Origin of the sequence: Kitasatospora sp. NPDC048365 (assembly GCF_043200835.1) — a bacterium.
Taxonomy (GTDB): domain Bacteria; phylum Actinomycetota; class Actinomycetes; order Streptomycetales; family Streptomycetaceae; genus Kitasatospora; species Kitasatospora terrestris.
The window spans coordinates 1-25,416 of the sequence record NZ_JBICYJ010000031.1; the positions used below are offsets into that span (position 1 = coordinate 1).

General features: G+C 75.3%; 15 protein-coding genes and 1 tRNA gene. 11 read left to right on the top strand and 5 right to left on the bottom strand.

The window, feature by feature from the left end; translation table 11 throughout:
• Positions 1-116: 116 nt before the first annotated feature.
• The gene (locus ACGFX4_RS27610) at positions 117-1,724 is read right to left on the bottom strand and encodes an alpha/beta fold hydrolase (protein ID WP_393079682.1); all 1,608 of its coding nucleotides are present in this window, start codon (positions 1,722-1,724) and stop codon (positions 117-119) included.
• Between the two features lie 103 nt (positions 1,725-1,827).
• Entirely contained in the window at positions 1,828-3,672 is a 1,845-nt protein-coding gene (locus ACGFX4_RS27615; protein ID WP_393079685.1) for a BTAD domain-containing putative transcriptional regulator, read from the bottom strand.
• 224 nt (positions 3,673-3,896) lie between these two features.
• Between ACGFX4_RS27615 and ACGFX4_RS27620 the strand changes: the two genes are divergently transcribed.
• Genes ACGFX4_RS27620 through ACGFX4_RS27650 form a run of 7 tightly spaced genes read left to right on the top strand, consistent with a single transcriptional unit; the run spans position 3,897 to position 18,958 of the window.
• Positions 3,897-5,177, top strand: coding sequence for an MFS transporter (locus tag ACGFX4_RS27620; RefSeq protein ID WP_393079687.1), 1,281 nt, complete (start codon positions 3,897-3,899; stop codon positions 5,175-5,177).
• Positions 5,174-8,380 (top strand): amino acid adenylation domain-containing protein, encoded by a 3,207-nt coding sequence (locus tag ACGFX4_RS27625; protein WP_393079690.1) that lies wholly within the window; start codon positions 5,174-5,176, stop codon positions 8,378-8,380. The genes ACGFX4_RS27620 and ACGFX4_RS27625 overlap by 4 nt, the downstream gene beginning before the upstream one ends.
• Complete coding sequence (locus tag ACGFX4_RS27630; protein ID WP_393079693.1) at positions 8,373-10,667, top strand: beta-ketoacyl synthase N-terminal-like domain-containing protein; 2,295 nt, start codon at positions 8,373-8,375, stop codon at positions 10,665-10,667. The genes ACGFX4_RS27625 and ACGFX4_RS27630 overlap by 8 nt, the downstream gene beginning before the upstream one ends.
• Positions 10,667-10,936 carry an acyl carrier protein gene (locus ACGFX4_RS27635; RefSeq protein WP_393079696.1) on the top strand — a complete coding sequence of 90 codons (270 nt, stop codon included), beginning with the start codon at positions 10,667-10,669 and terminating at the stop codon, positions 10,934-10,936. The genes ACGFX4_RS27630 and ACGFX4_RS27635 overlap by 1 nt, the downstream gene beginning before the upstream one ends.
• A complete protein-coding gene (locus ACGFX4_RS27640) occupies positions 10,933-14,502 on the top strand; it encodes an amino acid adenylation domain-containing protein (RefSeq protein WP_393079698.1) in 3,570 nt (1,189 codons plus the stop codon). Before ACGFX4_RS27635 ends, ACGFX4_RS27640 begins: the two co-directional genes overlap by 4 nt.
• Complete coding sequence (locus tag ACGFX4_RS27645) at positions 14,499-17,381, top strand: type I polyketide synthase (RefSeq protein ID WP_393079701.1); 2,883 nt, start codon at positions 14,499-14,501, stop codon at positions 17,379-17,381. Before ACGFX4_RS27640 ends, ACGFX4_RS27645 begins: the two co-directional genes overlap by 4 nt.
• Positions 17,378-18,958 carry an amino acid adenylation domain-containing protein gene (locus ACGFX4_RS27650; protein ID WP_393079703.1) on the top strand — a complete coding sequence of 527 codons (1,581 nt, stop codon included), beginning with the start codon at positions 17,378-17,380 and terminating at the stop codon, positions 18,956-18,958. Before ACGFX4_RS27645 ends, ACGFX4_RS27650 begins: the two co-directional genes overlap by 4 nt.
• Positions 18,959-18,995: 37 nt before the next feature.
• Here the strand turns inward: ACGFX4_RS27650 and ACGFX4_RS27655 are convergent.
• Positions 18,996-19,083: transfer RNA gene (locus tag ACGFX4_RS27655), tRNA-Leu, on the bottom strand.
• Between the two features lie 202 nt (positions 19,084-19,285).
• Here ACGFX4_RS27655 and ACGFX4_RS27660 point away from each other — a divergent pair.
• From ACGFX4_RS27660 to ACGFX4_RS27670, 3 genes are all read left to right on the top strand, one after another.
• The gene (locus tag ACGFX4_RS27660) at positions 19,286-20,608 is read left to right on the top strand and encodes a M20/M25/M40 family metallo-hydrolase (protein ID WP_393079706.1); all 1,323 of its coding nucleotides are present in this window, start codon (positions 19,286-19,288) and stop codon (positions 20,606-20,608) included.
• 165 nt (positions 20,609-20,773) lie between these two features.
• A complete protein-coding gene (locus tag ACGFX4_RS27665) occupies positions 20,774-21,016 on the top strand; it encodes a chaplin (protein WP_393079709.1) in 243 nt (80 codons plus the stop codon).
• A gap of 226 nt (positions 21,017-21,242) precedes the next feature.
• Positions 21,243-22,085: a chaplin family protein gene (locus ACGFX4_RS27670; RefSeq protein WP_393079712.1), complete on the top strand. Its 843-nt coding sequence runs from the start codon at positions 21,243-21,245 to the stop codon at positions 22,083-22,085.
• Positions 22,086-22,178: 93 nt separating this feature from the next.
• Here ACGFX4_RS27670 and ACGFX4_RS27675 read toward each other — a convergent pair whose 3' ends face one another.
• Positions 22,179-22,391, bottom strand: coding sequence for a DUF5703 family protein (locus tag ACGFX4_RS27675; RefSeq protein WP_345700057.1), 213 nt, complete (start codon positions 22,389-22,391; stop codon positions 22,179-22,181).
• Between the two features lie 280 nt (positions 22,392-22,671).
• Here ACGFX4_RS27675 and ACGFX4_RS27680 point away from each other — a divergent pair, with 280 nt between their 5' ends.
• Positions 22,672-23,298: a hypothetical protein gene (locus ACGFX4_RS27680; RefSeq protein ID WP_393079715.1), complete on the top strand. Its 627-nt coding sequence runs from the start codon at positions 22,672-22,674 to the stop codon at positions 23,296-23,298.
• 93 nt (positions 23,299-23,391) lie between these two features.
• Here the strand turns inward: ACGFX4_RS27680 and ACGFX4_RS27685 are convergent, their stop codons facing one another.
• Positions 23,392-25,410 (bottom strand): ATP-binding domain-containing protein, encoded by a 2,019-nt coding sequence (locus ACGFX4_RS27685; RefSeq protein ID WP_393079718.1) that lies wholly within the window; start codon positions 25,408-25,410, stop codon positions 23,392-23,394.
• Between the last annotated feature and the right edge of the window lie 6 nt (positions 25,411-25,416).

Consider the following 25,416-nt stretch of genomic DNA (forward strand, 5'->3'; position numbering starts at 1 on the left):
CCCCCCCCCCCCCCCCCCCCCCCCCCCCCCCCCCCCCCCCCCCCCCCCCCCCCCCCCCCCCCCCCCCCCCCCCCCCCCCCCCCCCCCCCCCCGGCGGCTTGCGTGTCCCCGTCCGGTCAGACGGCCGGGAACGGGTCCAGGTCCGGCTTGAGCACCTGGCCCGGCGCCGGCACGGCCTGGTCCACCAGGTAGGAGGTGACCAGCGCGTTCAGCGCCTTGGAGCGGCCGACCGCGCAGTGCTCGATCACGTCGACGGTCACCAGCACCGCGCTGTCCAGCTCGCGCTGCATGTTCTGCGCGAACCGGTACTGGGTGGCCGGGTCGTAGAGGTTGCCGATCACCATCAGCGGGTTGGCGGTGTGCCGGTTCCACGGGCCCGCGTACCGCTCGACCTCGCGGGCCGGGGCCGGCCAGGTCGCGCAGGCCGGCGCGTCGAAGGCCTGGTAGCGGCCGAAGGTCGGCGCCTCGATCTCCCAGGCGCGGGCGATGTTGGCGAACACCTTCGGGTTCGACGGGTACGGCTTGTCCTGGCAGTTGACGCCGTAGTAGGAGTCGTCCGAGGTGTACGGGGTGTCCGCCGGGACCTCGCGGAGCGCGTTCGGGGCCGCCACGGCCAGCGCCTCGGCCTCCGCCACCGGGACCTGCGGCTCGGCCGCGAGGCCGAAGGTCTGCGCCGGGGAGATCACCTGCTGCAGGGCCTGCAGCGAGCGGGCCAGCGGGGCCTGCCGGGTCTGCGCGTACAGCGCGTTGGCGACCTCGCTCGTGAAGGTCGACAGGGTGACCACCGAGCCGTTCGGCAGCGTCACCGGGCCGGTCCGCAGGTGGTCGCGGATGGCGTCGAACTTGGCCCGGGTGTCGCCGGCGCCGAACGCGCAGCGCGGCGCGCCGACCGCCGCGCAGCGGCGCAGGTACTCGTCCAGCGCCAGCTCGAAGCCGCCGGCGGCGCGCTGCCGGTCGTACTCCAGGCCGTTGTGCAGGCGCAGCTGCGGGTCGACGTTGCCGTCGACGATCACCGCGCGGACCTTGCTCGGGTACATGTTGGCGTAGGTGGCGCCGATCAGCGTGCCGTAGGAGAAGCCGGCGAAGGTCAGCTGCCTGTCGCCGACGGCCTGGCGCATCCGGTCGAGGTCGCGCACCACGTTCATGGTGGACATGTGCTCGATCAGCGGGCCGGCGTTGCGGCCGCACGCGGTGGTGTAGTCGCGGGTCGCGGCGAGGGTGTCGCCGATCTCGGTCGCGGTGACGGGCACGCCGGTCATCCGGTTGAAGACCGCGTCGGCGTCCTCGGTGGTGGTGAAGCAGCGCAGCGGGTTGCTGCGGGCCACGCCGCGCGGGTCGAAGCCGACCAGGTCGAAGCTGTCCGTCACCCGCTTCTCGAACCGGGTGGTGGTGGCCCACAGGTAGCCGCTGCCGCCGGGGCCGCCGGGGTTGAGGAAGAGCGAGCCGATCCGCTTCGCCGGGTCGGCGGCCCGGCGGCGCATCATCGCGATGCCGATCTTCTCGCCGTTCGGGTGGGCGTAGTCCAACGGCACGGGGTAGACGGCGCAGTCGTAGATCCCCGGGTCCGGCTTGGACGGATCGGGATTGCACGGGGTCCACGCCACCGGGTCGACCTTCGGCGCCACCGGTGCGGGGTCGGCCGTGGCCGCCCCGGCCGAACCGGCGACCAGGGCGAGCGCGCCGGCCAGTGCCACCGCCGCCGCGGGCATACGGAGCCGCAACAAGGATGTACCTCCTCGGGTGTCGGGCAAACCCGGTCAGCGTGGCACTGCCGTCCGCTCAGCGGAATACCTCACGATGATGAAAGCTTTTCAGTTTATTTACCATTCAGGCGAGTTGACTCTCGGCGGCCGCCGCTTCGCGGGCGAACGCGTGCAGCAGGTCGTGCAGCCGGTAGTGCCCGGGCAGGTCCTGGAGCAGCAGGTTCTCGTCGACCAGCGCCTCCAGCTCCGCGCAGGCGGCGGCCGGGTCGAGCGCGGCGGCCGCGGCGGTCGAACGCGCGGTGTAGTCGCGGCCCGGGTGGGCCGCGAGCATCCGGAAGAACCGCCGGCCGGGCTCCGGCAGCCGCCGGTAGGAGAGCTCGAAGGCGGTGCGCAGCGAGCGGTCGCCGGCCGCGATCGCCCGCAGGCCGCCGACCTCCAGGTGTTCGGCCAGGTCGGGCAGGCCCCAGGCGGGCCGGGCGCGCAGCCGGGAGGCGGCCAGCGCCAGGGCGAGCGGGAGCCGGCCGCAGAGCCGGGCGATGTGCCGGGCGGCCTCGGGGGCGGTGGCGATCCGCTCGGGCCCGGCGACGGCGGCCAGCAGGTCGACGGCCTCGTGCGGGCCGAGCGGGTCGAGTGCCAGCGTGGTCGCGCCGTCCAGGCCGGCCAGCCGGCGCCGGCTGGTGACCAGCACCAGGCAGCCCGGCCCGGCCGGGACCAGCGGGCGGACCTGCGGCTCGTCGGCGGCGTTGTCCAGCAGCAGCAGTGCCTCGCGGCCGTGCAGGCGGTCGCGGAACAGCGCGGCGCGGTCGTCCAGCCCGGCGGGCACCCGGGCCTCGTCCACGCCGAGCGCGCGCAGCAGCCCGTCCAGGACGTCGGCCGGGTCCAGCGGTTCGTGGTCCGGGTCGAAGCCGCGCAGGTCGACGTAGAACTGGAGCTGGCTGAACCGGCCGGCCCGGGCCAGCTCGTGGGCCGCGCGGACCGCGAGGCGGGTCTTCCCGACCCCGGCCATGCCCTCGATCGCGGTGACCTGGACGGTGGCGGGCGAGCCGACCGGTCCGGCCGCTGCGTCGAGCAGCGCCGCGAGTTCGGCGCCGCGCCCGGTGAAGGTCGCCAGGTCGGCCGGGAGTTGGCGCAGGACGGTGACCGGGCCGGGCGGGGTCCGGCCGGCCGGGGCGGCCGGCTCGCCGGGGGCGGGCCCGTACCGGGTGTGCGCGGCGGCCGGGCCGGCCGGGCCGAGCAGCCGCTGGTGGAGGGCGGCGATCTGCGGGCCGGGCTCGATGCCGAGGTCGGCGGCGAGCGCGGCCCGCAGCCGGCGGTAGACCGCGAGCGCCTCGGCGCGCCGCCCGGCCGCCGCCAGGGCCTCGATCAGCAGCGCGTGCACGCCCTCGCGGTGCGGTTCCTCGGCGGCCAGCCGGCGCAGCACCCGGACGGCCTCGGCGGTGCGGCCCAGCCGCAGGTCGGCCCGGGCGGCGAGTTCGGTCAGCTCGATCCGGGCCTCCAGCCAGCCCGGCACCTCGTCGCGGTGCAGCGGGTCGGAGGGGACGTCGGAGAGCGGGACGCCGCGCCACAGGTCCAGCGCGGCGGCGGTCGAGCGGGAGACGGTCTGCCAGTCGCCGCGCCGGGCGGCGGCGCGGGCCGCCTCGCCGTGCGCGCCGAAGATGGTGGCGTCCAGTTCGGTGTGCGGGTCCAGGTCGATCCGGTAGCCGGAGCCGGTGGTCTCGATCCGTACGGCCGCCTCGCCGAGCAGCCGACGCAGCCGCAGGACGTGGCTGCGCAGGGTGGCCCCGGCGGCCCGGGGCGGCTCGTTGCCCCAGACGGCGTCGGCGAGTTCCTCCACCCCGACGGTCTGGTTGGGACGGCACAGCAGGCTCGCCAGCAGGACCCGGACGCGGGACGGCACGGTGACCGTCGAGCCTGCGACGCGGATCTCCAGGGGCCCCAGGAGGCCGAACCAGATCGTGCCACCGGCCATGACTCCCCCGAAGGACTCGCGCGGTCTGCGGTGTGATTGAACCCACATTGAACAGTTCCCGTCAATGAGCGGTGCATGCCGCACACCGCTTGAACACGACTTGCACAGACCTTCCATCGGACTTGAACGCCGGTCCGCCAGGCTGTCCGGCGTTGATCGCGTCGAAGATCCTCCGCCGCCTGCCGATTGGTGATGATCCCGTTGCTTGCTCTGGAAGTGCTGACGTGACCGAGAACGATTCCGTGCCGGCCGGCCGGCTCGCCCGGCTGATCCCCGCCGACCCGCTCCGCCGCCGACTGCTGGCGATCCGCTTCGCCGGCGCGACCGGCCGCGGCGTCTTCCTCAGCGGCAGCGTCGTCTACTTCACCCTGCACGTCGGGCTGTCGGCCGGTCAGGTCGGCCTCGGCCTGTCCGCGTCGGGCTTCGCCGGACTGGTCTCCTCGGTGCTGTTCGGCATGATCGCCGACCGGGTGCACAAGCGGACCCTGCTGTGCGCGCTGGTCGGCCTGGTCGCGGTGGGCTTCGGCCTGTACTCGCTGGTCTCCACCGCCACCGAGTTCTACGTCCTGGTGGTGCTGATCGCCTTCCTCGACTACGGCACCGGACCCACCGAGAGCGCGATCGTCGCCACCCTGGTGCCGGACGGCGAACGGGTCCGGCTGAACGCCATGATGCGCTCGGTGTTCAACATCGGCTTCAGCGCCGGCATCGGCGTCGCCGCCGTCGCCGCGCTGAGCGAGCGGCTGCTGGTGCTGATCCCGATCGGCTCCGCGGTCCTGCTGGGGGCGGCGGCCGTGCTGGTCACCCGGCTGCCGGCCGGCGCCCCGACCGGTACCGCCCGCCGGCCCCGCCTGTTCGGCGCGGTGCGGGACCTGCGCTACCTGAGCGTGGTCGGGCTGTCCGCCGTGCTCGCCTCGCACATCAGCCTGCTGATGGTGGTGCTCCCGCTGTGGACCCTCACCGAGACGGGCGTCCGGCCCTTCCTGGTCCCGCTGCTGCTGGTGATCAACACGGTGTTCGTCATCTTCTTCCAGGTCAGGGCCAGCCGGGGCGCGGAGACGGTGGCCGGCGCCGCCGCCACGGGCCGACGGGCCGGCCTGTGGATCGCGGCCGGCTGCGCCGCCGTGTCGGTCACCGCGGTGTGGCACGACGCCGTGCTGGCCGCCGCCGCCGTCGTCGCCACCGTGCTCGCGCTGTCGGTGGCCGAGGTGATGCAGGCGTCCTCCGCCTGGGGCCTGGCCTTCGGACTCGCCCCCAAGCACGCCGCGGGCGAGTACCTGGGCGCCTTCGACCTGCACGTGGCCGGACAGAACGTGGCCGGCCCGGTCCTGCTGTCCGGACTGGTCATCGCCCAGGGCTTCTGGGGCTGGATGGCGGTCGCCGGCCTGATGGTCGCCGCCGCGCTGCTGATCGGACCGGCCGCCCGCCGCAGCGCCGAGGCGATGGCGGCCAAGTCCGCCGAGGCCGGGGCCGAGGCCCCCGCGGCCGCGGAGGAGACGGTATGACCGGCGTCGGCCGCGCCTCCTTCACCCAGGAGCGCTTCTACTTCCTCAACGAACTCCAGCCCGGCAACCCCGCCTACGTGGTCGCCTTCGCGCTGCGCATGGAGGGCGCCCTGGACCGGGCCGCGCTGCGCGACGCGCTGCACCGGGTGGCCGCCAAGCACGAGGTGCTGCGGACCGGATTCGCCGTCCGGGACGGCGAGCTGGTCCAGCGGGTGGCCGAACAGGCGGAGCCGGAGATCACCCTGCGGGACGCCGGCCCCGCCGACCGGGCCGGCCAGGACGCCGAACTGCGCGCCCTGGTCGCCGCCGAGGCGGCCCGGCCGTTCGACCTGGCCGCCGGGCGGGTGCTGCGCGCCCACGTGGTCTCCTGGACCGCGGACCAGCACGCCCTGGTGGTGCTGGTCCACCACATCGCCTGCGACGGCTGGGCGGTCGGGCTGCTCCTCGACGACCTCGCCGAGGAGTACTCCACCGGCGCCGGCGCGCCCGCCGGACCGAGCTACCTGGACTACGCCCGGGCGCAGCGCGCGCTCTGGTCGAAGAACACCCGGCGGCTCGACCACTGGCACCGGACGCTGGCCGACGCGCCCCGGCTGACCCTCCGCACCGACCACCCCCGGCCGGGCGTGCTGAGCTTCGCCGGCGCGGTGCTGCGCCGCCCCGTCGATCCGGAGCTGATCGGCGCCCTGACCGCCTGGGCCAAGGAGCGCGGCACGACCCTGTTCGGCGTCGCGCTCACCGCGTACGCCAAGGTGCTGGCCGCGTACGCCCGGCAGCAGGAGGTGGTGATCGGCGTCCCGGTCGCCAACCGGCTGGACGAGGAGGAGGAGCGGCTGGTCGGCTGCCTGGTCAACACCCTGCCGATCCGGGTCGACCTCACCGGGGACCCGGACTTCGCCGCGCTGACCGCCCGCACCTGGCGCACCGCGCTCACCGCGCTGGGCCACCAGGACGTGCCGTTCGAGCAGATCGTGCGGGCCGTCGGCGGGGAGCGGCAGCTCAGCCACGCGCCGCTGTTCCAGACCATGCTGACGGTGCAGAACTTCAGCTTCACCGTGCCGGAGTTCGCCGGGCTGCGCACCACCGAGGTGGACGTGGAGATCGAGGCGGCCAAGTTCGACCTCGCGCTCACCCTGGACGTCTCGACCCGGACCCCGTTCCTGCGCGTCGAGTACTCCACCGAGCTGTTCGAACCGGCCACCGCCGAACGGCTGTTGGACCAGTACCACACCCTGCTCGCCGCCGTCGTCGGCGACGGCGAGCCGGACCTGGTCGCGCCGGACGAGCACCACCGCCTCACCGTCGGGTGGAACCCGCCCGTCCCCGAGCGGGCGGCCGAACACCCCTCCGTCCTGGGCGCGTTCGTCGGCCACGCGGCCCGTACCCCGGACGCGGTGGCGCTGGTGCACCGGGGGACGAGCGTCTCGTACGGCGAACTGGACCGCTGGTCCGACCGGATCGCCGCCGGGCTGGCCGCCGCCGGCGTGGGCCGCGGCGACCGGGTCGGCCTGCTGCTCGGCCGCTCGCCCGTCGTGGTCGCCGCGATCCTCGGCGTGTGGAAGGCCGGCGGGGTGTACGTCCCGCTCGACCCCGAGTACCCCCGGCCGCGGCTGGAACTGATCCTGGCCAGCGCCGCGCCCGCCACCCTGCTGGTCGAGCCCGCAACCCTCGGCCCGGCCCGCGAGCTGGCGGGGGAGCGCACCCTGCTGGACGCCACCACCCTGGACGGGCCGACCCCGGCGGACGGGGCGCTGCCCGCGCCGGACGACCTCGCCTACCTCATCTACACCTCCGGCTCCACCGGCGTGCCCAAGGGCGTGATGGTCCGTCACCGCGGCCTGAACGCGCTCTGCGACCCCACCCCGGCCGGCCTGGAGACCGGCCCCGGCGACCGCTGGCTGGGCGCCCACTCCTTCTCCTTCGACGTCTCGGTCTGGGAGATGTGGGGCGCGCTGTCCTCCGGCGCCCGGCTGGTCGTCGCCGACCAGGCCGACCTGGTCGACCCGTCGCGGCTGGCCCGGCTGGCGCACACCGAGCAGGTCACGGTGCTCAGCCTCACCCCCGGCGCCCTCTACCGCCTGCTCCCGCCGTTCTTCGACACGCTCGGACCGGGCAAGTCCCCGGTGCGGTACGTGGTGCTGGCGGGCGAGGCGCTGAGCTGGTCCCGACTGGCCTCGCTGGTCGACCCGGAGCGGATGCCCGCGGTCTTCGTCAACATGTACGGGATCACCGAGGGCACCATCCACGTCACCGTCGCCCAGGTCCCGGCCGCCGACCTCGGCGAGGTGCGGGACGGCGACATCGGCGTGCCGCTGCCCTCCGCCCGCTGCTACGTCCTGGACGGCCGGCGGCGGCCCACCGGCGTCAACGTGCCCGGCGAGCTGTACGTCGGCGGCGACCTGGTCGCCGCCGGGTACCTCGGCATGCCCGAGCTCACCGCCGCCCGCTTCGGCGCCGACCCGTACGCCCCGGGCACCCTCTACCGGACCGGCGACCTCGCGCTGTGGGCGCCGGACGGGCGGCTGGTCTACCTCGGCCGGGAGGACGCCCAGGTCAAGATCCGCGGCTTCCGGGTGGAACTCGCCGACGTGGAGGCCGCGTTCCTGCGCCAGGCGGGCGTGCGCTCCTGCGTGGCCGCGGCCGAGGCCGACGAACTGGTCGCCTTCGTGGTCGCGGACCCCGCCCTCGGGGAACGCGAACTGCGCGCCCTGGTCCGCGAGGAGCTCCCCGGCTACCTGGTGCCCTCCCGGATCGTCCCGGTGGAGCGGATCCCGCTGAACGCCAACGGGAAGATCGACTCCCGGCGGCTGCTCGCCGAGGCCGCCGGCCCCGCCCCGGCCGCCCCGGCTCCCGCGTCCGCCGCGTCCGCCGAGCACCGGTCCGGCGACCGGTCACTGACCGAGCGGATCCGGGCGATCTGGGCCGAGGTGCTGCGTCGCCCGGACCTGGAGGCCGGCGACAACTTCTTCGACGTGGGCGGCCACAGCTTCGCCCTGATCACGGTGCAGCAGCGGATGGCGGAGATCGGCCTGGAGATCTCGGTGACCGACCTCTTCCGCTTCGGCACGGCGGCGGCCTGCGCCGCCCACTTCCGGCCGGCGCCGACCGCGCCCGCCGCCGACGAACAGCTCGCACAACGCCGGCAGGGCCGCGAACAGCTCGCCCGCCGGCGGCGACTGAGCAGAGGGGACGAGCATGCCTGACGACCTGGGACAGGACCGGATCGCCATCATCGGGATGGGGATCCGGCTGCCCGGCGCCGGACGGGACCTGGACCGCTTCTGGCACAACATCGAGCACGGCGTCGAGGCGATGAGCTTCTTCGACCGCGAGCAGCTGCGGGGCTGGGGCTGCCCGGAGGAGGTGATCGACCACCCGGACTTCGTCCCCGCCCGCTCGGTGATCGAGGACCACGACTGCTTCGACGGCCGGCTGTTCGGCTACTCGCCGCAGGACAGCGTCCTGATGGACCCGCAGCAGCGCGTCCTGCTGGAGTGTGCCTGGAGCGCCCTGGAACACGCCGGCCACCCGCCGATCGCCCCGGACGGCAACCGGGTCGCCGTGCACGTCGGCACCGGACTGAACGCCTACCTGCTCGACGTCCTGTGGCCCAACAAGCGCGCCGTGAAGGCCGCGGGCGGCCTGCAGATCCTCAGCTCCAGCGACAAGGACTACGCCGCCACCCGGATCGCCTACAAGCTCAACCTCCAGGGCGCCGCGTTCACCGTCCAGACCGCCTGCTCCACCTCGCTGGTCGCGGTCCACCTGGCGGTGCAGAACCTGCTCACCTACGAGGCCGACCTCGCCCTGGCCGGCGCCGCCTCGGTCGCCCCGCCCACCCGGCGCGGCCACCTCCACGAACCCGGCGGGATCCTCTCGCCCGACGGCCGCTGCCGGCCGTTCGACCGCGCCGCCCGGGGCACCGTGGGCGCGGACGGCGGCGCCGTCGTCGTGCTCAAGAGGCTGGAGGACGCGCTCCGGGACGGCGACACCGTGCACGCGGTGATCGCCGGCACCGCCGCGCTCAACGACGGATCCCGCAAGGCGGGCTTCACCGCCCCCGGCGCCGACGGCCAGGCCGCCGCGATCCGCGCCGCGCTGGCCGTCGCCGGCCTCGAACCGGACGCCGTCGGCCTGATCGAGGCGCACGGCACCGGCACCATCCTCGGCGACCCGATCGAGGTCTCCGCGCTGCGCGCGGTCTTCGACACCGACCGGCCGGACCGGCAGCCGGTCGCACTCGGCGCGCTCAAGTCGATCATGGGGCACCTGGACACCGCGGCCGGCGTGGCCGGCCTCGTGAAGACCGTCCTCGCCCTGCGGCACCGGACCATCCCGCCGGTCGCCCGCTTCACCGAGGCCAACCCGGCCCTGGACCTGGACAAGTCGGTGCTCTACGTGCCCACCGAGGCCGCCGAGTGGCCCGCGATCGACGGGATCCGCCGGGCCGGCGTCAGCTCCTTCGGCATTGGCGGCACCAACACCCACGTCGTGCTGGAGGAGGCCCCGCCCGTCCACCGGACCGGCCGCCGGCGCCGCCCCGCCAGCGAACTGGTGCTGGTCTCCGCGAAGACCGAGGACGCCGCCACCCGCGGACTGGCGCGGCTGAACGAGCACCTCGCCGACCTGCCCCCCGAGGACCTGCCCGACCTCGGCTTCACCCTCCGCACCGGCCGGGTCGAGTTCCCCTGGCGCGGCTGCCTGGTCCGCACCCCCGACGAGGAGCTCAAGCCGCTCCGCCCGGTCCGCCGGGCCCGCCCGCACAACGCCGAGCGCGGCGTCGCCTACTACTTCACCGGCGGCGGCCGGGTGCCCGGCAGCCCGCACACCTACAACCTGGACCCGCACTTCCGGGCGATCGTCGACCGGGGCTACGCCGAACTGCGGCTCCCCGAGGGCGAGTACGACCACGACACCCGGCACCTGGCGCTCCGGTTCGCGCTCGCCATGGGCTGGGTGGACGCGCTGCGCCGGCGCGGCGTCCGCCCGGCGGCCCTGACCGGCCAGGGCATCGGCGCACTCTCCGCGGCCTGCGCCGCCGAGGTGCTGACCTTCACCGAAGCGATCGGCCTCGTCCTGCGCCGGCCGCGCGACGGCATCCGCCCCGCCCCGGCCGCCGTCCCGCTGTACACCCCGGACGGCACCCCCGTCGGCGCCGACCAGGCCGCCGACCTCGACTACTGGACGGCCCGGCTGTACGAACCGCACGACCGCGAGTTCAGACAGCCGGACACCGGGCCCGACGTGGCCGCCTGGGTGGAGATCAACACCCAGGCGCTGGCCCGCGTCGACGTGGAGCTGCCACCGCTCTCCAACGGCTACGACCGGCTGCTCGCCACCGTCGGCCTGCTCTGGGAGATGGGCATCGGCGGGCCCTGGGACCCCGAACTCGACCGGGGACTGCGCCGGATCCCCGCCCCCGGCTACTCCTTCACCCCCACCCGCCACTACCTCGACATCCCCACCGCGACCACGGAGAGGCACCCGTGATGAGAGAGCACCAGGACACGGCACCCGCCACCGGGTTCGCGCAGCTCTGGATGGAGGTCCTCGGCGTCGACGAGGTCGACCCCGACGACGACTTCTTCGACCTCGGCGGGCACTCGCTCGCCGCACTCCGGCTGTCCACCCTGATCCGGCAGGACCTCGGCCTCGCCGTCGAGCTCACCGACGTGCTGGAGAACCCGCGCTACGGCGACCTGCTGGCCGTCGCCGTCCAGGCCGCGCCGGAGCGCGTCGCCGAAGGCGGCCGGGCATGACCGTGCCGGACACCCCGCTCGACACCCGGACCCCGCTCGCCGCGTGGATCCCGCTGCTCGTCGACCTCCTCGGCCTCCCGGCCGAGGAGGTCGCGGCCCGCTCCCGGCAGGAGTCCTTCACCGCGCTCGGCGGCACCTCCCTGCAGGCCATCGCCCTCACCGCGGACGGCCAGCGCCACCTCGCCCGGGACGTCGAGGTGGCCCGGCTGCTCGGCACCCTCCCGCTGGCCGAGGCGCTGGCCGGAGCCCGGGCGTACGTCCGCACCGACCCCGCCCCGCGCCCGGCCGGCGCCGAACCCCGCGACCGGGAGCTGCTGCCCGGTCAGAAGGCCATGCTCGCCGCCCACCTGGCCGGCCGCGACCAGGCCTACCACCTGATGTTCACCCTGCAGCCGGACGGCCCGCTCGACCCCGACCGCACGCAGGCCGCCCTTCACGCCCTCACCGCCCGGCACGAGTCGCTGCGCACCCTGTTCACCGAGCACGCCGGGGGCGCCCGCCGGACCGTCCTGCCCGCCGGCCACACCCCGCGCCTGCTCCACCAGCGACTGCCCGACGGCACCGACCCTGTCCGCGCCGTCCACGAGCTGTACGGACGGCGCGCCGCCGAACTGCTGCGCCCTTTCGAACAGCCGCCGGTGGTCTTCGTCCGCACCGACACGGGGGAGCGGACCCTGCTCACCGTCCTGGTGCACCACGTGCTGGCCGACGGCTGGAGCATCGGCGTGCTGTGGCGCGAGTTCGCCCGGCTCCACCAGGACGGCCCGGCCGTGCTGCCCGCCACCGCGCCCTCCCCGGACTGGACCGCCACCCGGCTCGCCGCCAAGGAGGCCGACGGCACGCTCGCCGCCGCCACCGACCGGGTCACCGCCAGGCTGGCCGGCGCCCCGCTGGTCGCCGCCCTCCCCGGCGACCACCCCCGCGCCGAGGAGGCCGACGGACGCGGCGAACGGCTGCTCCTCGCACTCGAACCCGCGCTCGCCGACGCCGTCGAACGGCTCGCCCGGCACGCCCGCACCACCGTCACCTCCGTCCTGCTCGCCGCCTGGGCCCTCGCCGCCGCCCGCCGCGCCGCCACTGATGACCTGTTGCTCGGCGTCGCCGCCTCCGGCCGGTCCGAGGCCGGCATGGCCGACCTCGTCGCCCTCTGCACCCGGATCGTCCCGGTCCGCTGCCGCACCGGCGGGCGGCAGACCGCCACCGACTACGTCCGCGCCACCGCCGCCGCGCTCGCCGACGCCGTCACCGACGCCGACCTGCCCTTCGCCCACGTCGTCGGCGCCCTCGCCGGAGAGGTCGACGGCAGCCGCAACCCGGTCGCCCAGATCGGCTTCGCCGCCCACCACGACCTGGTCCCCGACAGCTTCGACACGGCGGACGGCAGCCGGTGGCAGGTGCACGAGGGCCACTGCCACGGATCGGTCTTCGACGCCCTGCTGTTCGTCCAGGACTGGTCGCGGCGGCCCCGCCTGGCCGTGGAGTACGCGAGCTCCGCCCAGAGCGCGGCCGACGCCGGCGAGCTCACCGAATCCTTCCGGGCCGTCCTCGCCGAACTCGCCGCCCGGCCCGACCGGCCGATCGACGAGGTCACCGGCCTCTCCGCCGCCCAGCACCGCAGACTCGCCGAACTCGGCGACGGCACCCCGTTCGCCACCGACGACGACCTGTGGACCCGCTTCGAGCAGCAGGCCGCGAGCCGGCCCGACGCGCTCGCCGTCGACGACCCGTATGCCGGTGTCACTCTGACGTACCGTCAACTCCATGCCCACGCCCTCGCCCAGGCCGAGCGGCTGCGCGAGGTCGGCGTCCGCCCCGGCGACCGGGTGGTGCTGGAACTGCCCCGCTCCGCGGCCGAGGCCGTCGCCGTCCTCGGCGTGCTCAGCCTGCCCGCCGCCTACGTCGCCGTCGACCCCGGCGTCCCCGCCGACCGCCGTGCCCGGATCGCCGCCACCACCACCCCCACCGCCCGCATCGGCGGCACCCCCGACGACCCCGCCCTCACCGCCGTCCCCACCTGCCCACCCGCCACCTTCCCGGAGCCGGCCCAGCCCACAGCGGCCGACCACGCAGCCGCCGTCCCGGCCGTTCTGGCCGGTCCGTCGTCAGGCGGCACGCCTGCCGTCCCGCAGGGATCCCCGGTGGCCCTCCTCCCGGAGGGGGTTCCGGCTGCTGCCGGCGCCCGTGCCGGGGCGGCGGCGTACATCTCCTTCACCTCCGGCACCACCGGCGAGCCCAAGGGCGTCGTCGTGCCGCACCGCGCGGTGTTGCGACTGGCCGACGACGAGCGGCTGTTCGCCGACCCCGCCGCCGGTGTCCGGATGCTGCGGCTCTCCCCGCTCGCGTTCGACGCCTCCACCCTGGAGCTGCTGGTCCCGCTCGCCACCGGTGGCACGGTGGTCGTCCACCCGCCCGAGGAGCCGACCCCCGCCGGCCTGGCCGCGTTCCTGCCGGCCTCCGGCACCACCCACGCCTGGCTGACCTCCGGCCTGTTCCACCTGGTCGCGGACCACCGCCCGGAGGCGTTCGCGGGCCTGCGGCAGCTGTTCACCGGCGGCGGCGTGGTCTCGCCGGACCACGTCCGCCGGGTGCTGCGCCGGTGCACCGGCCTCCGGGTCACCAACGGTTACGGCCCGACCGAGAACACCACGTTCACCGCGGTCTGCCACGCGGACGGCGCGCACGAGGTGCCCGACCCGTTCCCGATCGGCTCCCCGGTGCGCGGTACGGCGCTGCGGATCGTGGACGCCGCCGGCCGCCCGGTGCCGCCGGGCGCGGTCGGCGAACTGCGTGCCGCGGGTGCGGGTCTGGCCGACGGCTACCTGGGCGATCCGGAGCGCACCGCCGAGGTGTTCACCGACCTCGCGGGGCTCCGCGAGTACCGGACCGGAGACCTGGTCCGCTGGGGTGCCGACGGCCGGCTGCGCTTCCTGGGCCGGGCGGACCGGCAGGTGAAGATCGCCGGTCACCGGGTCGAACCGGTGGCCGTGGAGCGCCGGATCCGGGAGCAGCCCGGGGTGCTGGACGCCGTGGTGTTCCTGGCCGCCGAGCGGCTGTGCGCCGCGGTCAAGGCCCCGGACGGGCTGCTGGCCGCGGTCCGCGAGGCGGTCGAACCCGGCCTCGCCCCGTACGAGCGCCCGCAGCGCTGGCTCGCCGTGGATGCCTTCCCGCTGGACCGCAACGGCAAGGTCGACCTGCGCGCCCTCGCCGCCCTCGCCGCACCGCCCTTCCTCACCGCACCACCCGCTCTCACCGCGCCGTCCACGCTCACCGCACCACCGCCCGAGACCGCATCCGCCCCCGCCGCCGTGCCCACCGCCGTGCCCGCCGCCGACCTGGAGGAGCTGATCTCCGAGGCTTGGGCCGAGGTGCTGGGCACCGACGACTTCGACCCGGACGAGGGCTTCTTCGACGTGGGCGGCGACTCGCTGGGCGTGGCGCTGGTCCGCCGCCGGCTCCAGGAGCGGCTCGGCGGCCGGCCGATCCCGCTGACCGACCTCTACCGCTTCCCCTCCGTGCAGGCCCTGGCCGCCCACCTGCGCACGACGACCACGGGAGTTCCGAGATGAGCCAGGAGATCGCCGTCGTCGGCATGGCCGGCCGGTTCCCCGGCGCCGCCGACCTGGATGCGTACTGGTCGAACGTGCTGGCCGGTCGGGTCACCGTGAGCCGGCTCGGCCGGGCCGAGCTGCTGGCCGCGGGGGTGCCCGCCGAGCGGGTGGACGACCCGGGCTACGTTCCGGTGCGCGGTGCCGTGGCCGACCCGGAGCTGTTCGACTCCGCGTTCTTCGGTGTTCCGCCGCGCGAGGCGGACCTGATGGACCCCCAGCAGCGGCTGTTGTTGCAGACCGCCTGGGAGGCGCTGGAGTCCGCGGGCCTGCTCACCGACGGCGTGCCCGGCCGGGTCGGGGTGTTCGCCGGTGCGGGCTTCAACTACTACCTGCAGCAGCACGTCCTGGCCGATCCGGAGGTGCTGGAGACGGACGGGCTGCTGTCCGTGGTCCTCACCAACGAGAAGGACCACCTGGCGACCCGGATCGCGTACCGGCTGGGTCTCGGCGGCCCGGCGATCACCGTCCAGACCGCCTGTTCCACCTCGCTGACCGCCGTGCACCTGGCCTGCCAGAGCCTGCGCACGGGCGACTGCGACGTGGCCCTGGCCGGCGGCGCCTACCTCGCGCTGCCGCAGGAGTCCGGCTACCAGTACGAGCCGAAGGGCATCATGTCGCCGGACGGCAGCTGCCGTCCGTTCGACGCGGGCGCCAACGGCACCGTGCCCGGCAGCGGTGTGGGCATGGTGGCGCTCAAGCGCGCCGAGGACGCCCGCCGGGACGGCGACCTGGTGCTCGCGCTGATCTCCGGGTCCGCGGTCAACAACGACGGTGCCGCCAAGGTGGGTTACACCGCGCCGGGGGTGGCGGGCCAGGTCGACGTGCTGGCCCGGGCGTACGCGGCGGCCGGGGTGGATCCGGGCACGGTCGGCTACCTGGAGGCGCACGGCACCGCCACCGAGGTCGGCGACGCGATCGAACTCGCCGCCCTGCACGAGGTGTTCGGCGGCACCGGGGCCGGCTGCTCGCTCGGCTCGGTCAAGGCCAACATCGGGCACCTGTCCGCGGCCGCCGGTGTGGCGGGCCTGATCAAGGCGGTCCTGGCGCTGCGGCACCGGCAGCTGCCTCCGCTGGCCGGGCTGACCGAGCCGCGGGCCGAACTGCTGGACCCGAAGAGCCCGTTCACCGTGGACACGGTGGCCCGCGACTGGCCCGCCACCCCCGGTCGGCCGCGCCGCGCCGCGGTCAGCTCCTTCGGCCTGGGCGGCACCAACGTCCACCTCGTCCTCACCGAGGAAGTGTCTCCCGAGCCCGCCGAACCCGCCCCCGCCGAAGCGGGCGTGGACCCGGAGCTGCTGGTGGTCTCCGCCCGTACCGAGGAGGCGCTGGGCACCGCCGCCGAACGGCTCGCGACCCACCTGCGCGACCACCCCGAACTGCCGCTGCGCGACGTCGCGGTGACCACCCGCGAGCACCGCCGGCACTTCCCGCACCGCCTCGCCGTCCTCGCCGGCGACCCGGCGGCCGCGGCCAAGGCGCTGACCGCGGCCCCCCGCCGCACCGCGCTGCGCCGGCCCGAGGTGGTCCTGCTCTTCCCCGGCCAGGGCGCCGAGGCGCCCGGCATGTCCGCCTGGCCGTACGACCGCTACCCGGGCTTCGCCGCCGACCTCGACCGGGGCGCCGACCACGTCCGGGGCCTGCTCGGCGTCGACCTGCGCGAGCTGCTGCTCGGCAGCGACCCGGACGGGCTGGTCCACCGGACCGACCTCACCCAGCCCGCGCTGGTCCTGCACGAGTACGCGCTGGGCCGCCTGCTGCTCTCCTTCGGGGTGCGGCCGGCCGCGCTGATCGGCCACTCGGTGGGCGAGTTCGCCGCCGCGGCCCTGGCCGGGGAGCTCGCGCTGACCGAGATGCTCCGGCTGGTGGCGGAGCGGGGGTCGCTGATGCAGCGCGCCCCGGAGGGCAGGATGCTGGCCGTCCTCGCCGCCGAGCCGGTGGTCCGCCGCCACCTGGACGGCCTGCCCGAGCTGGACCTGGCCTCGCTCAACGCCCCCGAGGTCGCGGTGGTGTCCGGACCGGTCGAGCCGATGCTGCTGCTGCAGGACCGGCTGGCGGCCGAGGGCGTGCCGCACCGGCCGCTGCCCGCCCGCCGCGCCTTCCACTCCCGGATGATGGCCGAGGCGGCCACCGCGCTCGGCACGGTGGCCGCGGGCATCCCGGCCCGGCCCGCCACCGTCCCGGTGGTCAGCACCGTCGACGGCCGGGTGCTGCCCAAGGGCGGCATCCGCCCGCCGGGCTACTGGGCCGGGCAACTGCGCAGCCCGGTCCGGTACCAGGCCGCAGTGGAGGCGGTCGCCGACCGCTCCCGGCTGGTCCTGGTCGAGGTCGGCCCGGGCACCGGCCTGATCGGCAGCGCCCGGCAGATCCCGGCCGTCCGGGACGCCGCCACCGTCGCCCTGCAGCCCCGGCGCGGTGAGCTGCTCGGCGGCCTCGGGCAGCTCTGGGCGCACGGCGTCGACCTGGACTGGGCCGCCGTCCGGGCCGGCGCCCCCACCGCCCGGGTCGCCCTGCCCACCCACCCCTTCGCCGCCACCCGGCACTGGCTGGCCGCGCCGACCCCGGCCGCGTCTGCCGACCCCGCGGCCGACAACGCCGCAGACCCCGCCGCCGTCGACGCCGACGACCCGCTCGCCCTGGTCCTCGACATCTGGCGCACCCTGCTCGGCGTCCCCGACGTCGCCGCCGACTCCGACTTCTTCACCCTGGGCGGCGAGTCCCTGCTCTTCATCCGGATGATCTCCCAGGTGCAGCGCCGGCTCGGCACCCCGATCGACATCGGCGCCCTCGCCGACTCCCCGACCCCGCGCGCCATCGCCGCCCAGGTGGTGGCCGGATGACCGCCCGCACCGACCTCCGGACGCTGCTCGGCTTCAACCCCGACCCGACCCCGGCCCCGCGCACCCCCGTCCACGAGGCGATCTGCCGCCAGGCCGCCCGCACCCCCGAGGCCGTCGCCCTGCGGTACGGCGACACCGCGCTCACCTACCGGCAACTGCTGGACGACGCGGCCGTGCTGGCCGGCCGGCTCAGGGGCCGCGGCATCGGCCCCGGTACGGCGGTCGGCCTGGCCGCCCGGCGCGGCCCGGAGCTGGTCACCGCCGTCCTCGGCATCCTGCTGTCCGGCGCCGCGTACGTCCCGCTCGACCCGCAGCACCCGCCGGCCCGGCTGCGCCGGATGCTGGAGTCCACCCGGGCCGCCCTGCTGCTCACCGACGGGGCCGCGCCGCTGCCCGACGACCTGCCGGTCCCGGTCCTCCCGGTCACCGGCACCGCGCTGGTCGGCGCCCCGGTGGACTGGCGCTCCCTCACCGCCGGGCCGTCCGTCGTCGACGGGCTCTGCTGCGTCATCTTCACCTCCGGCTCGACCGGCGAGCCCAAGGGCGTCGAGCTGACCCACGCCGCCCTCGCCAACCGGCTGGCCGGCATGCTGGAGCGCCACCGGCTCGGCCCCGGCGACGTGCTGCTGCAGAAGACCCCGTACACCTTCGACGTCTCGCTCTGGGAACTGCTGCTCGCCTTCCTCGCCGGTGCCACCCTCGCGGTGGCGCCGCCGGAGGCGCACCGCGACCCGCAGGCCCTGGTCGAGCTGGTCAGGCGGTACGGCGTCACCATGGTCCACTTCGTGCCGTCGATGCTCGCCCTGTTCGTCACCGAGCCCGGGGTCGAGGAGTGCAGCACCCTGCGCACCGTCCTGTGCGGCGGCGAGGCGCTGCCGCCGCGGCTCGCCGACACCCTGACCGCCGCCCTGCCGCAGGCCGAGGTGCACAACATGTACGGCCCCGCCGAGGCCACCATCGACGTCACCGGGTGGCGGTGCCGCCCGCGGGAGACCGGCGACCTGGTCCCGATCGGCCGCCCGCTCTCCAACGTCCGCGCCTACGTCGTGGACGAGTACGGCGAGCTCGCCCCGGTCGGCGTCCCCGGTGAACTCCTGCTCGCCGGGCCCTCGCTGGCCCGGGGCTACGCCGGGCGGCCCGACCTCACCGCCGAGCGCTTCGTCGACCTGCCGGTCGCCGGCCGCACCGAACGGGTCTACCGCACCGGGGACCTGGCCCGCTGGGCCCCGGAGGGGCACCTCGACTACCTCGGCCGGATCGACACCCAGGTCAAGATCCGCGGCCAGCGCGTCGAACTCGGCGAGATCGAGGCGACCTTGCGCCGCCACCCCTCCGTCCGCCACGCCGTCGCCGTGCTGCGCGAGGGCCGCACCCTGGTCGCCTACGCCGTCCCCGTCGACGGGCCCCCGGACGCCCTCGACGAGGCCGGCCTGCGCGCGCACCTCGCCGAGCACCTGCCCGAGCACATGGTCCCGGCGAGGATCGTCCCGCTCGCCGAGATCCCCACCACCGCGCACGGCAAGGCCGACCGCAACGCCCTCCCGCCCCCGCCCCGCCGTCGGCGCACCGAGCACTGAAACGCAGAAGGACCCCAGCTCCGCTGGGGTCCTTCAGTGGTGTCCGAGGGGGGACTTGAACCCCCACGCCCGATAAAGGGCACTAGCACCTCAAGCTAGCGCGTCTGCCATTCCGCCACCCGGACAAGGTGTCTGTCGTTGCGGCTCCGTGCCGCGCTGACAGGAGTAACAGTAGCAGTGATCGCCTGCGACTCCCAAAACCGTCCCCGCGGCCGCACCGGGGTCGGGAACTGCGGGAATGGCCTTGGGACGGGCGGCGGGCTGGGAGAGGATGGCGGACAGGTGCCCCGGGGCGGGCTGAGGACGAGGTGGGAGCGTGGTGGAAGCATGACCGAGGCCAGCGGACGTACGGTGACGGCCGAGTCGGAGGTCGCCGAGATCTGCCGTGACCTGATCCGGATCGACACCAGCAACTACGGGGACGGCTCGGGCCCGGGCGAGCGCAAGGCGGCCGAGTACGTGGCCGAGCAGCTCGCCGAGTTCGGGCTGGAGCCGAAGATCTACGAGTCCGCCAAGGGGCGGGCGTCCACCGTGGTGCGGATCGAGGGCGAGGACCGGTCGCGGCCGGGCCTGCTGATCCACGGCCACACCGACGTGGTTCCGGCCAACGCCGACGACTGGACCCACCACCCCTTCTCCGGGGAGATCGCCGACGGCTGCGTCTGGGGCCGCGGCGCGGTGGACATGAAGGACATGGACGCGATGACCCTGGCGGTGGTCCGCGACCGGCTGCGCACCGGCCGCAAGCCCCCGCGCGACCTGGTGCTGGCGTTCGTCGCGGACGAGGAGGCGGGCGGCACGTACGGCGCCCGCTACCTGGTGGACAAGCACCCGGACCTGTTCGAGGGCGTCACCGAGGCGATCGGCGAGGTCGGCGGCTTCTCCTTCACCGTCAACGACCAGGTGCGGCTGTACCTGGTGGAGACGGCGGAGAAGGGCATGCACTGGATGCGTCTGACCGTCGAGGGCCGGGCCGGGCACGGTTCGATGGAGAACGACGACAACGCCATCACCGAGCTGTGCGAGGCGGTCGCCCGTCTCGGCCGGCACCGCTTCCCGCTGCGGATCACCAAGACCGTGCGGGCCTTCCTGGACGAGCTCTCGGACGCGCTGGGCGTGCGGCTCGACCCGGAGAACATGGACGAGACGCTGAAGGTGCTCGGCGGCATCGCCAAGATGATCGGCACCACGCTGCGCAACACCGCGCAGCCGACCATGCTCGGCGCCGGCTACAAGGTGAACGTGATCCCGGGCCAGGCCACCGCGCACGTGGACGGCCGCTTCCTGCCCGGCTACGAGGAGGAGTTCCTGGCCGAGCTGGACAGCGTGCTCGGCCCCCGGGTGAAGCGCGAGAGCCTGCACTACGACAAGGCGCTGGAGACCAGCTTCGACGGCGACCTGGTGGAGGCCATGCAGAGCGCGCTGCGCGCCGAGGACCCGATCGCCCGCGCGGTGCCGTACTGCCTGTCGGGCGGGACGGACGCCAAGTCCTTCCAGGACCTCGGCATCCGCTGCTTCGGCTTCGCGCCGCTGCAGCTGCCGCCGGACCTGGACTTCGCCGGCATGTTCCACGGCGTGGACGAGCGGGTGCCGGTGGACGGCCTGAAGTTCGGCGTCCGGGTGCTGGACCGGTTCCTCGACGCCTGCTGAGGCACGTCCCGACCGTCCCGACCGCCCTCCTGGTCGATCATCCGTTCTTCCTATCACCGGTGCGGGTGAATCCGTGGCCGCCTCCGTTTCCCCTGCGAAGGCGCCTCGTTCACCCGTATGCAGCCCGGGGGAAAGCGGGCTGCGGATATCGACCAGGAGGAATACATGAAGGCCAAGAAGATCGCTGCCGTTGCCGCTGCCACCGGTGGCCTGGTGCTCGCCGGCGCGGGTGCCGCCGCCGCCCACGGCGGTGCGTCCGCCGCCGGTGTCGCCACCAACTCCCCGGGCGTGCTGTCCGGCAACCTGATCCAGGTTCCGGTCCACGTCCCGGTCAACGTCTGCGGCAACACCATCAGCGTGATCGGCCTGCTGAACCCGGCGTTCGGCAACAACTGCCAGAACTTCTGAGCCGGGGCCGTCCGCTGCCGACGGTCACGTGACACCCGCGCCCCCGAGCGGAGGATTCGCCGCTCGGGGGCGCGTGCTTTTCGCCTTCACCACCACGCCGTTCGATTTTCTCACCCGATCGGATGAACGGGCGGAATCCGGCCGATCCTTTGTCGCCGGAGGTCGTTGTGTCTGTACCGGCGAGGAAATCGTCAAGTATTCCGACAATCAGAAATCAGGGGAGTCAATGCGACAGGTCGCAAAGAAGGGCCTCCTCACTGCCATGGCCACCGGCAGTGTGCTGGCCTCGACCGCAGGCTACGCGTACGCGGCGGGGAGCGACGCCCAGGGCGCCGCGGCCGGCTCGCCCGGTGTGGGCTCCGGCAACGCGGTCCAGGCGCCCGTGGACATCCCCGTGAACGCCTGCGGCAACACCATCAACGTGATCGGCCTGCTCAACCCGGCCTTCGGCAACAACTGCGGCAACACGAGCGGCGCGCACACCGGCGGCTCGCACACCGGCTCCGGCAGCCACGCCGGCTCCTCGGCGAGCGGCTCCACCACCGGCTCGCCCGGCGTCGCCTCCGGCAACAACGTCCAGGCCCCGATCAACGCCCCGGTCGACGCGTGCGGCAACTCGGTCAACGTGGTCGGCATCGGCAACCCCGCGTTCGGCAACGACTGCGGCAACCACGCCGCCCCGCACCACAAGCCGCCCACCACCCCGCCCGGCGACGACTGCCCGCCCGGCCACCCGGGCGACCGCACCCCGCCGGCCACCCAGACGCCCCCCGGCACCGGCTCCACCGGCGGCAACCACACCCCGCCCGCCACCGAGACCCCGGGCGGGACGAACGGCACCCCGCGCACCGGCGGCGGCACCCCGGACAGCGGGGTCGTCCCGGCCTCGTCGACCACCACCACGGCCACCCCGCGCACCGTCGACACCGCCGCGGCCGAGACCGCGGCCGGCGACCGGCTGGCCTCCACCGGCGTCTCCGGCCTGGAGCTGCTCGCCCCGACCGGCGCCCTGCTGCTGATCGGCGGCGGCGTGCTCTACCGGCGCTCCCGCGTCTCCGCCGGGGTCTGACGGCGCTCGCGCGTCCGGGCCGGGGTCTCCGGCCTCCGGCCTGCCGCACCGGGCCTTCCGGGCACCCGCCCGGGAGGCCCACCCGCGTGCCCGCTACCAGCTGCTGCGGACCTGCCGGATGATGCGGCGGCGCAGCAGCACCGTCCGACTGCCGTCGGGGTAGAGGCGCAGCCGGTCCAGCTCCCAGTGGCCGTACTCGGCGTGCTCGGTGAGGAGCTGCCGGGCGGCGTTGCGGGTGGTGCCGCGCGGCAGGCGCAGCGACTGGTACTCGTACTCCGGCTGCCGGACCGGGTTGGGTCGCGTCAAGGCGTCTCCTCTGCTGTGCGCTGCTGCAAGCGTACGACTCGGGGCCGACACGGCCGGATCGTCCACCATGAGCCTCGCCGGTGTCCGAGCTGACCGTCAATCAGTTTTGGTACCGAGGAGAGGGATACCCGATCCGGCCGCGGGAACGCTCGCCGTGACCGCTTCGCGACCGGCACAGAACCACCCGGATCGGACATCAGGGCGGAACTTGTCGTGAATTAACGGCCGTAGGTGACAACCGCTGTGCGTGTCGTCGGCAGGTGGGGATAGCGTCTGCACCATGTCTGATGCCGCGCAGCTGACCATTACCGAGGTACGGGCCGCCGCCGAGGCGGTCAAGGCCGCCATCGACCGCCACCTGCAGGCGGTCTCCAGCACCGTCGAGGCCGGGGATCCCGCCGTTGTCAGCGCCTACGAGGAGCTCGCTGCGGCGGCGATCGCCTACGACCAGATCCTGTACGAGGTGTACGACGAGGTCACCCCGTTCGAGGTGCCGGGCGACGAGCCCGGCGGGACGTACCGGGGCCCCGACCACCCGGAGGCGATCAGCGTGCTGATCCGCCGGGACTACCTGATCACCGACCCGAAGCGGCTGCGTGCGCAGGCCGAGCGGGTCGACGCCGAGCTCACCCCCGGCGGCGGCGAGGACGGCGGCGTGACCGCCGCGATCGGCGCGGTGTTCAGCGAGTTCGAGCCGGACGAGATCGCCGCCCGCGCGGAGGAGTTCGGCCTGGAGGAGGGCGACTCCACGCTGTGGGTCTCCGCCACCGAGCCGAGCGAGCCCGGCGAGTGGCTGCCCGAGCCGTTCGAGGGCGCCGACCCGGAGCTGCTGATCTGCCGCTTCGACGTCAGCGAGGTCTACGACGACGAGCTGGACGGCTACGAGACCGAGGACGGCGAGGACTGAGTCCTGCCGTGAACACCGAGGGGGCGTGCGGGCCGTCCGCACGCCCCCTCGGGCCGTCTCGCGGGCCCGCCCTCCGTGGGCGGGCCCGTTGTGCTACTGCTCGATCAGGATCGCCCGCAGCCGGGTGGTCCGCTCCTGGGCCGGCCGCTCGGCCACCGCCTGGGCCAGCGCCGGGCCCGCGGCGTGCACCACCGACAGGTGCCGCTCGGCCCGGCCGAACGCCGTGTACACCCACTGCCGGGTCAGCCCGGCCGCCGCGTCCTCCGGCAGCACCGCCACCACGGCGGGCCAGCGCCGGCCGACCGCCTGGTGCGCGGTGACCGCCCAGCCGTGCCGCAGCTTCGCCGCCTGCGCGGGCGAGAGCGTCAGCCGCTCGCCGTCGCTCAGCTCCAGGTGCAGGCCGGCCGCGTCGCCGTCCAGCACCCGGCCCGGGACGTTGACGCCCAGCGCGGGGGAGTGCACCACCCGGTCGCCCGGGTCGAAACCGCCGAACCGGCCCGGACCGGGGTTCAGCCGGGCCTTCGCCGCCGCGTTCAGCGCCCGCGTACCGGCCGCGCCGCCGTGGCCCGGCGTCAGCAGCACCGTCTGCTCGGCCGGGATGCCCAGCGCGCGCGGAATGGAGTCCGACAGCAGCTGCACCGCCCGGTGCACCGCCTCGCCGGCGTCCTTCACCCCGAGGATGACCACCTCCTTGTCCGGCGCCTCGACGGCCGACAGCTCGCCGATGCCGATGCCCGACACCAGCTCGCCGATCGGCCCGAAGTCCGGCGTCCGGGACGCCACCGCCGGGCATGCCCTGGCCGCCAGCAGGTCGGCGAAGAACCGGCCGGGGCCCGCCGACCAGAGCTGGCCCGGGTCGCCGCTGAGCACCAGCCGGGTGCCGTCCGCGAGCGACTCCAGCAGGGTCGCCGCGAGCTCCACGTCCAGCAGCGGCGCGTCCAGCACCAGCAGCACGTCCAGCGACAGCGTGCCGTCCACGGACCGGCCCGGGCCGGCGGCGCCCGCCAGCAGCGCGCCCAGCGGCACCACCCGCTCCCGCGCGGGGGAGCCCTCCGGCAGCATCGCCACCAGGCCGTCCCGGCCCTGGTCCGTCCAGGTCGCCGCCCACGCGCGCAGGCCCAGCCCGTGCGCCGCCGCCAGCAGCGCGGCGACCTCGCCGCGCGCCGCCTCGCCGCCGGTGTGCAGCACCACGCCGCTCTCCGCCGCCGCCCGGATCAGCGCCGCGGCCGAGGAGGACGCCGCCGCCCCCGCCGCCTCCTCCCAGGCCGCCGGACCAGGCTGCACCGGGGCGCCGCGGTCGTCCGCGCCGGCCGGCTCCGAACCGTCGTCCGCTCCGCCGTCCTCGGCGTCCGGTTCGGCGTCGGCCGCCTCCTCGGCGGTGTCCTCCGCCGGAGCGCCCGTCAGGGCCGCCCCGTACTCCTCGTCGTCGCCCGGCACGAACGTGGACATCACCCGGACGAGACCGTCCGCGAGGCTCTCCTCCGCCAGCGCCAGGCGCTCCAGCGCGAGGACGGTCCGCATCGGCGGCTCCTCGTCCTCGTCCGCGGCGGCGCCCGGACGCCCCGGCAGCTCCTCCTGGAACGCCATCACCCGCCCGTCGACCACCACCGCCTGCAGCGCGGCCGCCGGATCGGGCAGCCCCAGCCGCTCCAGCCCGGCGGACACCTCGCCGATCTCCTGCGCCGAGTGCCCGCGCAGCGCGGCCTGCTCCAGCAGCCACGGCACCAGGGCCTGCGCCCGCCGCGGGTCCCCGGGGCCGGCCTCGGCGCCCAGCAGGCCGCGGGCGAACCCGTCCGCGTGCTCGGGCCGGACGCCGGGCAGCGCCAGCACCGCCCACGGGTCCTCGCGCAGCAGCTGCGCCGCGCCCTCGCCGAGCTCCGCGACCGCAGGGCCGGCCAGCGCGGCGGGCGCCCCGCCGGCGGTGAGGACCTCGGTGGTGGCCTTCAGCGCCGCGGCCCGTTGCTCGTCCGTGACCGCGCCGCCGGACGGCGCCTCCGGGCCCGCCGGACCGGCCTGACCCGTCTCGGACGTGCCGACCGCGCGGATCGCCTCCGCGAGCGCGGCGACCGTGCCCGCCCGCTCCTCGGGTGCCGTGCGCCCGGTTTCGGTCATGGGTCA

Bases quoted from the DNA above. Each gene is read 5' to 3' on its own strand.
- ACGFX4_RS27685 (WP_393079718.1), bottom strand. From the start codon at position 25,410: ATGACCGAAACCGGGCGCACGGCACCCGAGGAGCGGGCGGGCACGGTC.
- ACGFX4_RS27640 (WP_393079698.1), top strand. From the start codon at position 10,933: ATGACCGTGCCGGACACCCCGCTCGACACCCGGACCCCGCTCGCCGCG.
- ACGFX4_RS27625 (WP_393079690.1), top strand. From the start codon at position 5,174: ATGACCGGCGTCGGCCGCGCCTCCTTCACCCAGGAGCGCTTCTACTTC.
- ACGFX4_RS27680 (WP_393079715.1), top strand. From the start codon at position 22,672: ATGTCTGATGCCGCGCAGCTGACCATTACCGAGGTACGGGCCGCCGCC.
- ACGFX4_RS27650 (WP_393079703.1), top strand. From the start codon at position 17,378: ATGACCGCCCGCACCGACCTCCGGACGCTGCTCGGCTTCAACCCCGAC.
- ACGFX4_RS27670 (WP_393079712.1), top strand. From the start codon at position 21,243: ATGCGACAGGTCGCAAAGAAGGGCCTCCTCACTGCCATGGCCACCGGC.
- ACGFX4_RS27665 (WP_393079709.1), top strand. From the start codon at position 20,774: ATGAAGGCCAAGAAGATCGCTGCCGTTGCCGCTGCCACCGGTGGCCTG.
- ACGFX4_RS27660 (WP_393079706.1), top strand. From the start codon at position 19,286: ATGACCGAGGCCAGCGGACGTACGGTGACGGCCGAGTCGGAGGTCGCC.
- ACGFX4_RS27635 (WP_393079696.1), top strand. From the start codon at position 10,667: ATGAGAGAGCACCAGGACACGGCACCCGCCACCGGGTTCGCGCAGCTC.
- ACGFX4_RS27615 (WP_393079685.1), bottom strand. From the start codon at position 3,672: ATGGCCGGTGGCACGATCTGGTTCGGCCTCCTGGGGCCCCTGGAGATC.
- ACGFX4_RS27645 (WP_393079701.1), top strand. From the start codon at position 14,499: ATGAGCCAGGAGATCGCCGTCGTCGGCATGGCCGGCCGGTTCCCCGGC.
- ACGFX4_RS27630 (WP_393079693.1), top strand. From the start codon at position 8,373: ATGCCTGACGACCTGGGACAGGACCGGATCGCCATCATCGGGATGGGG.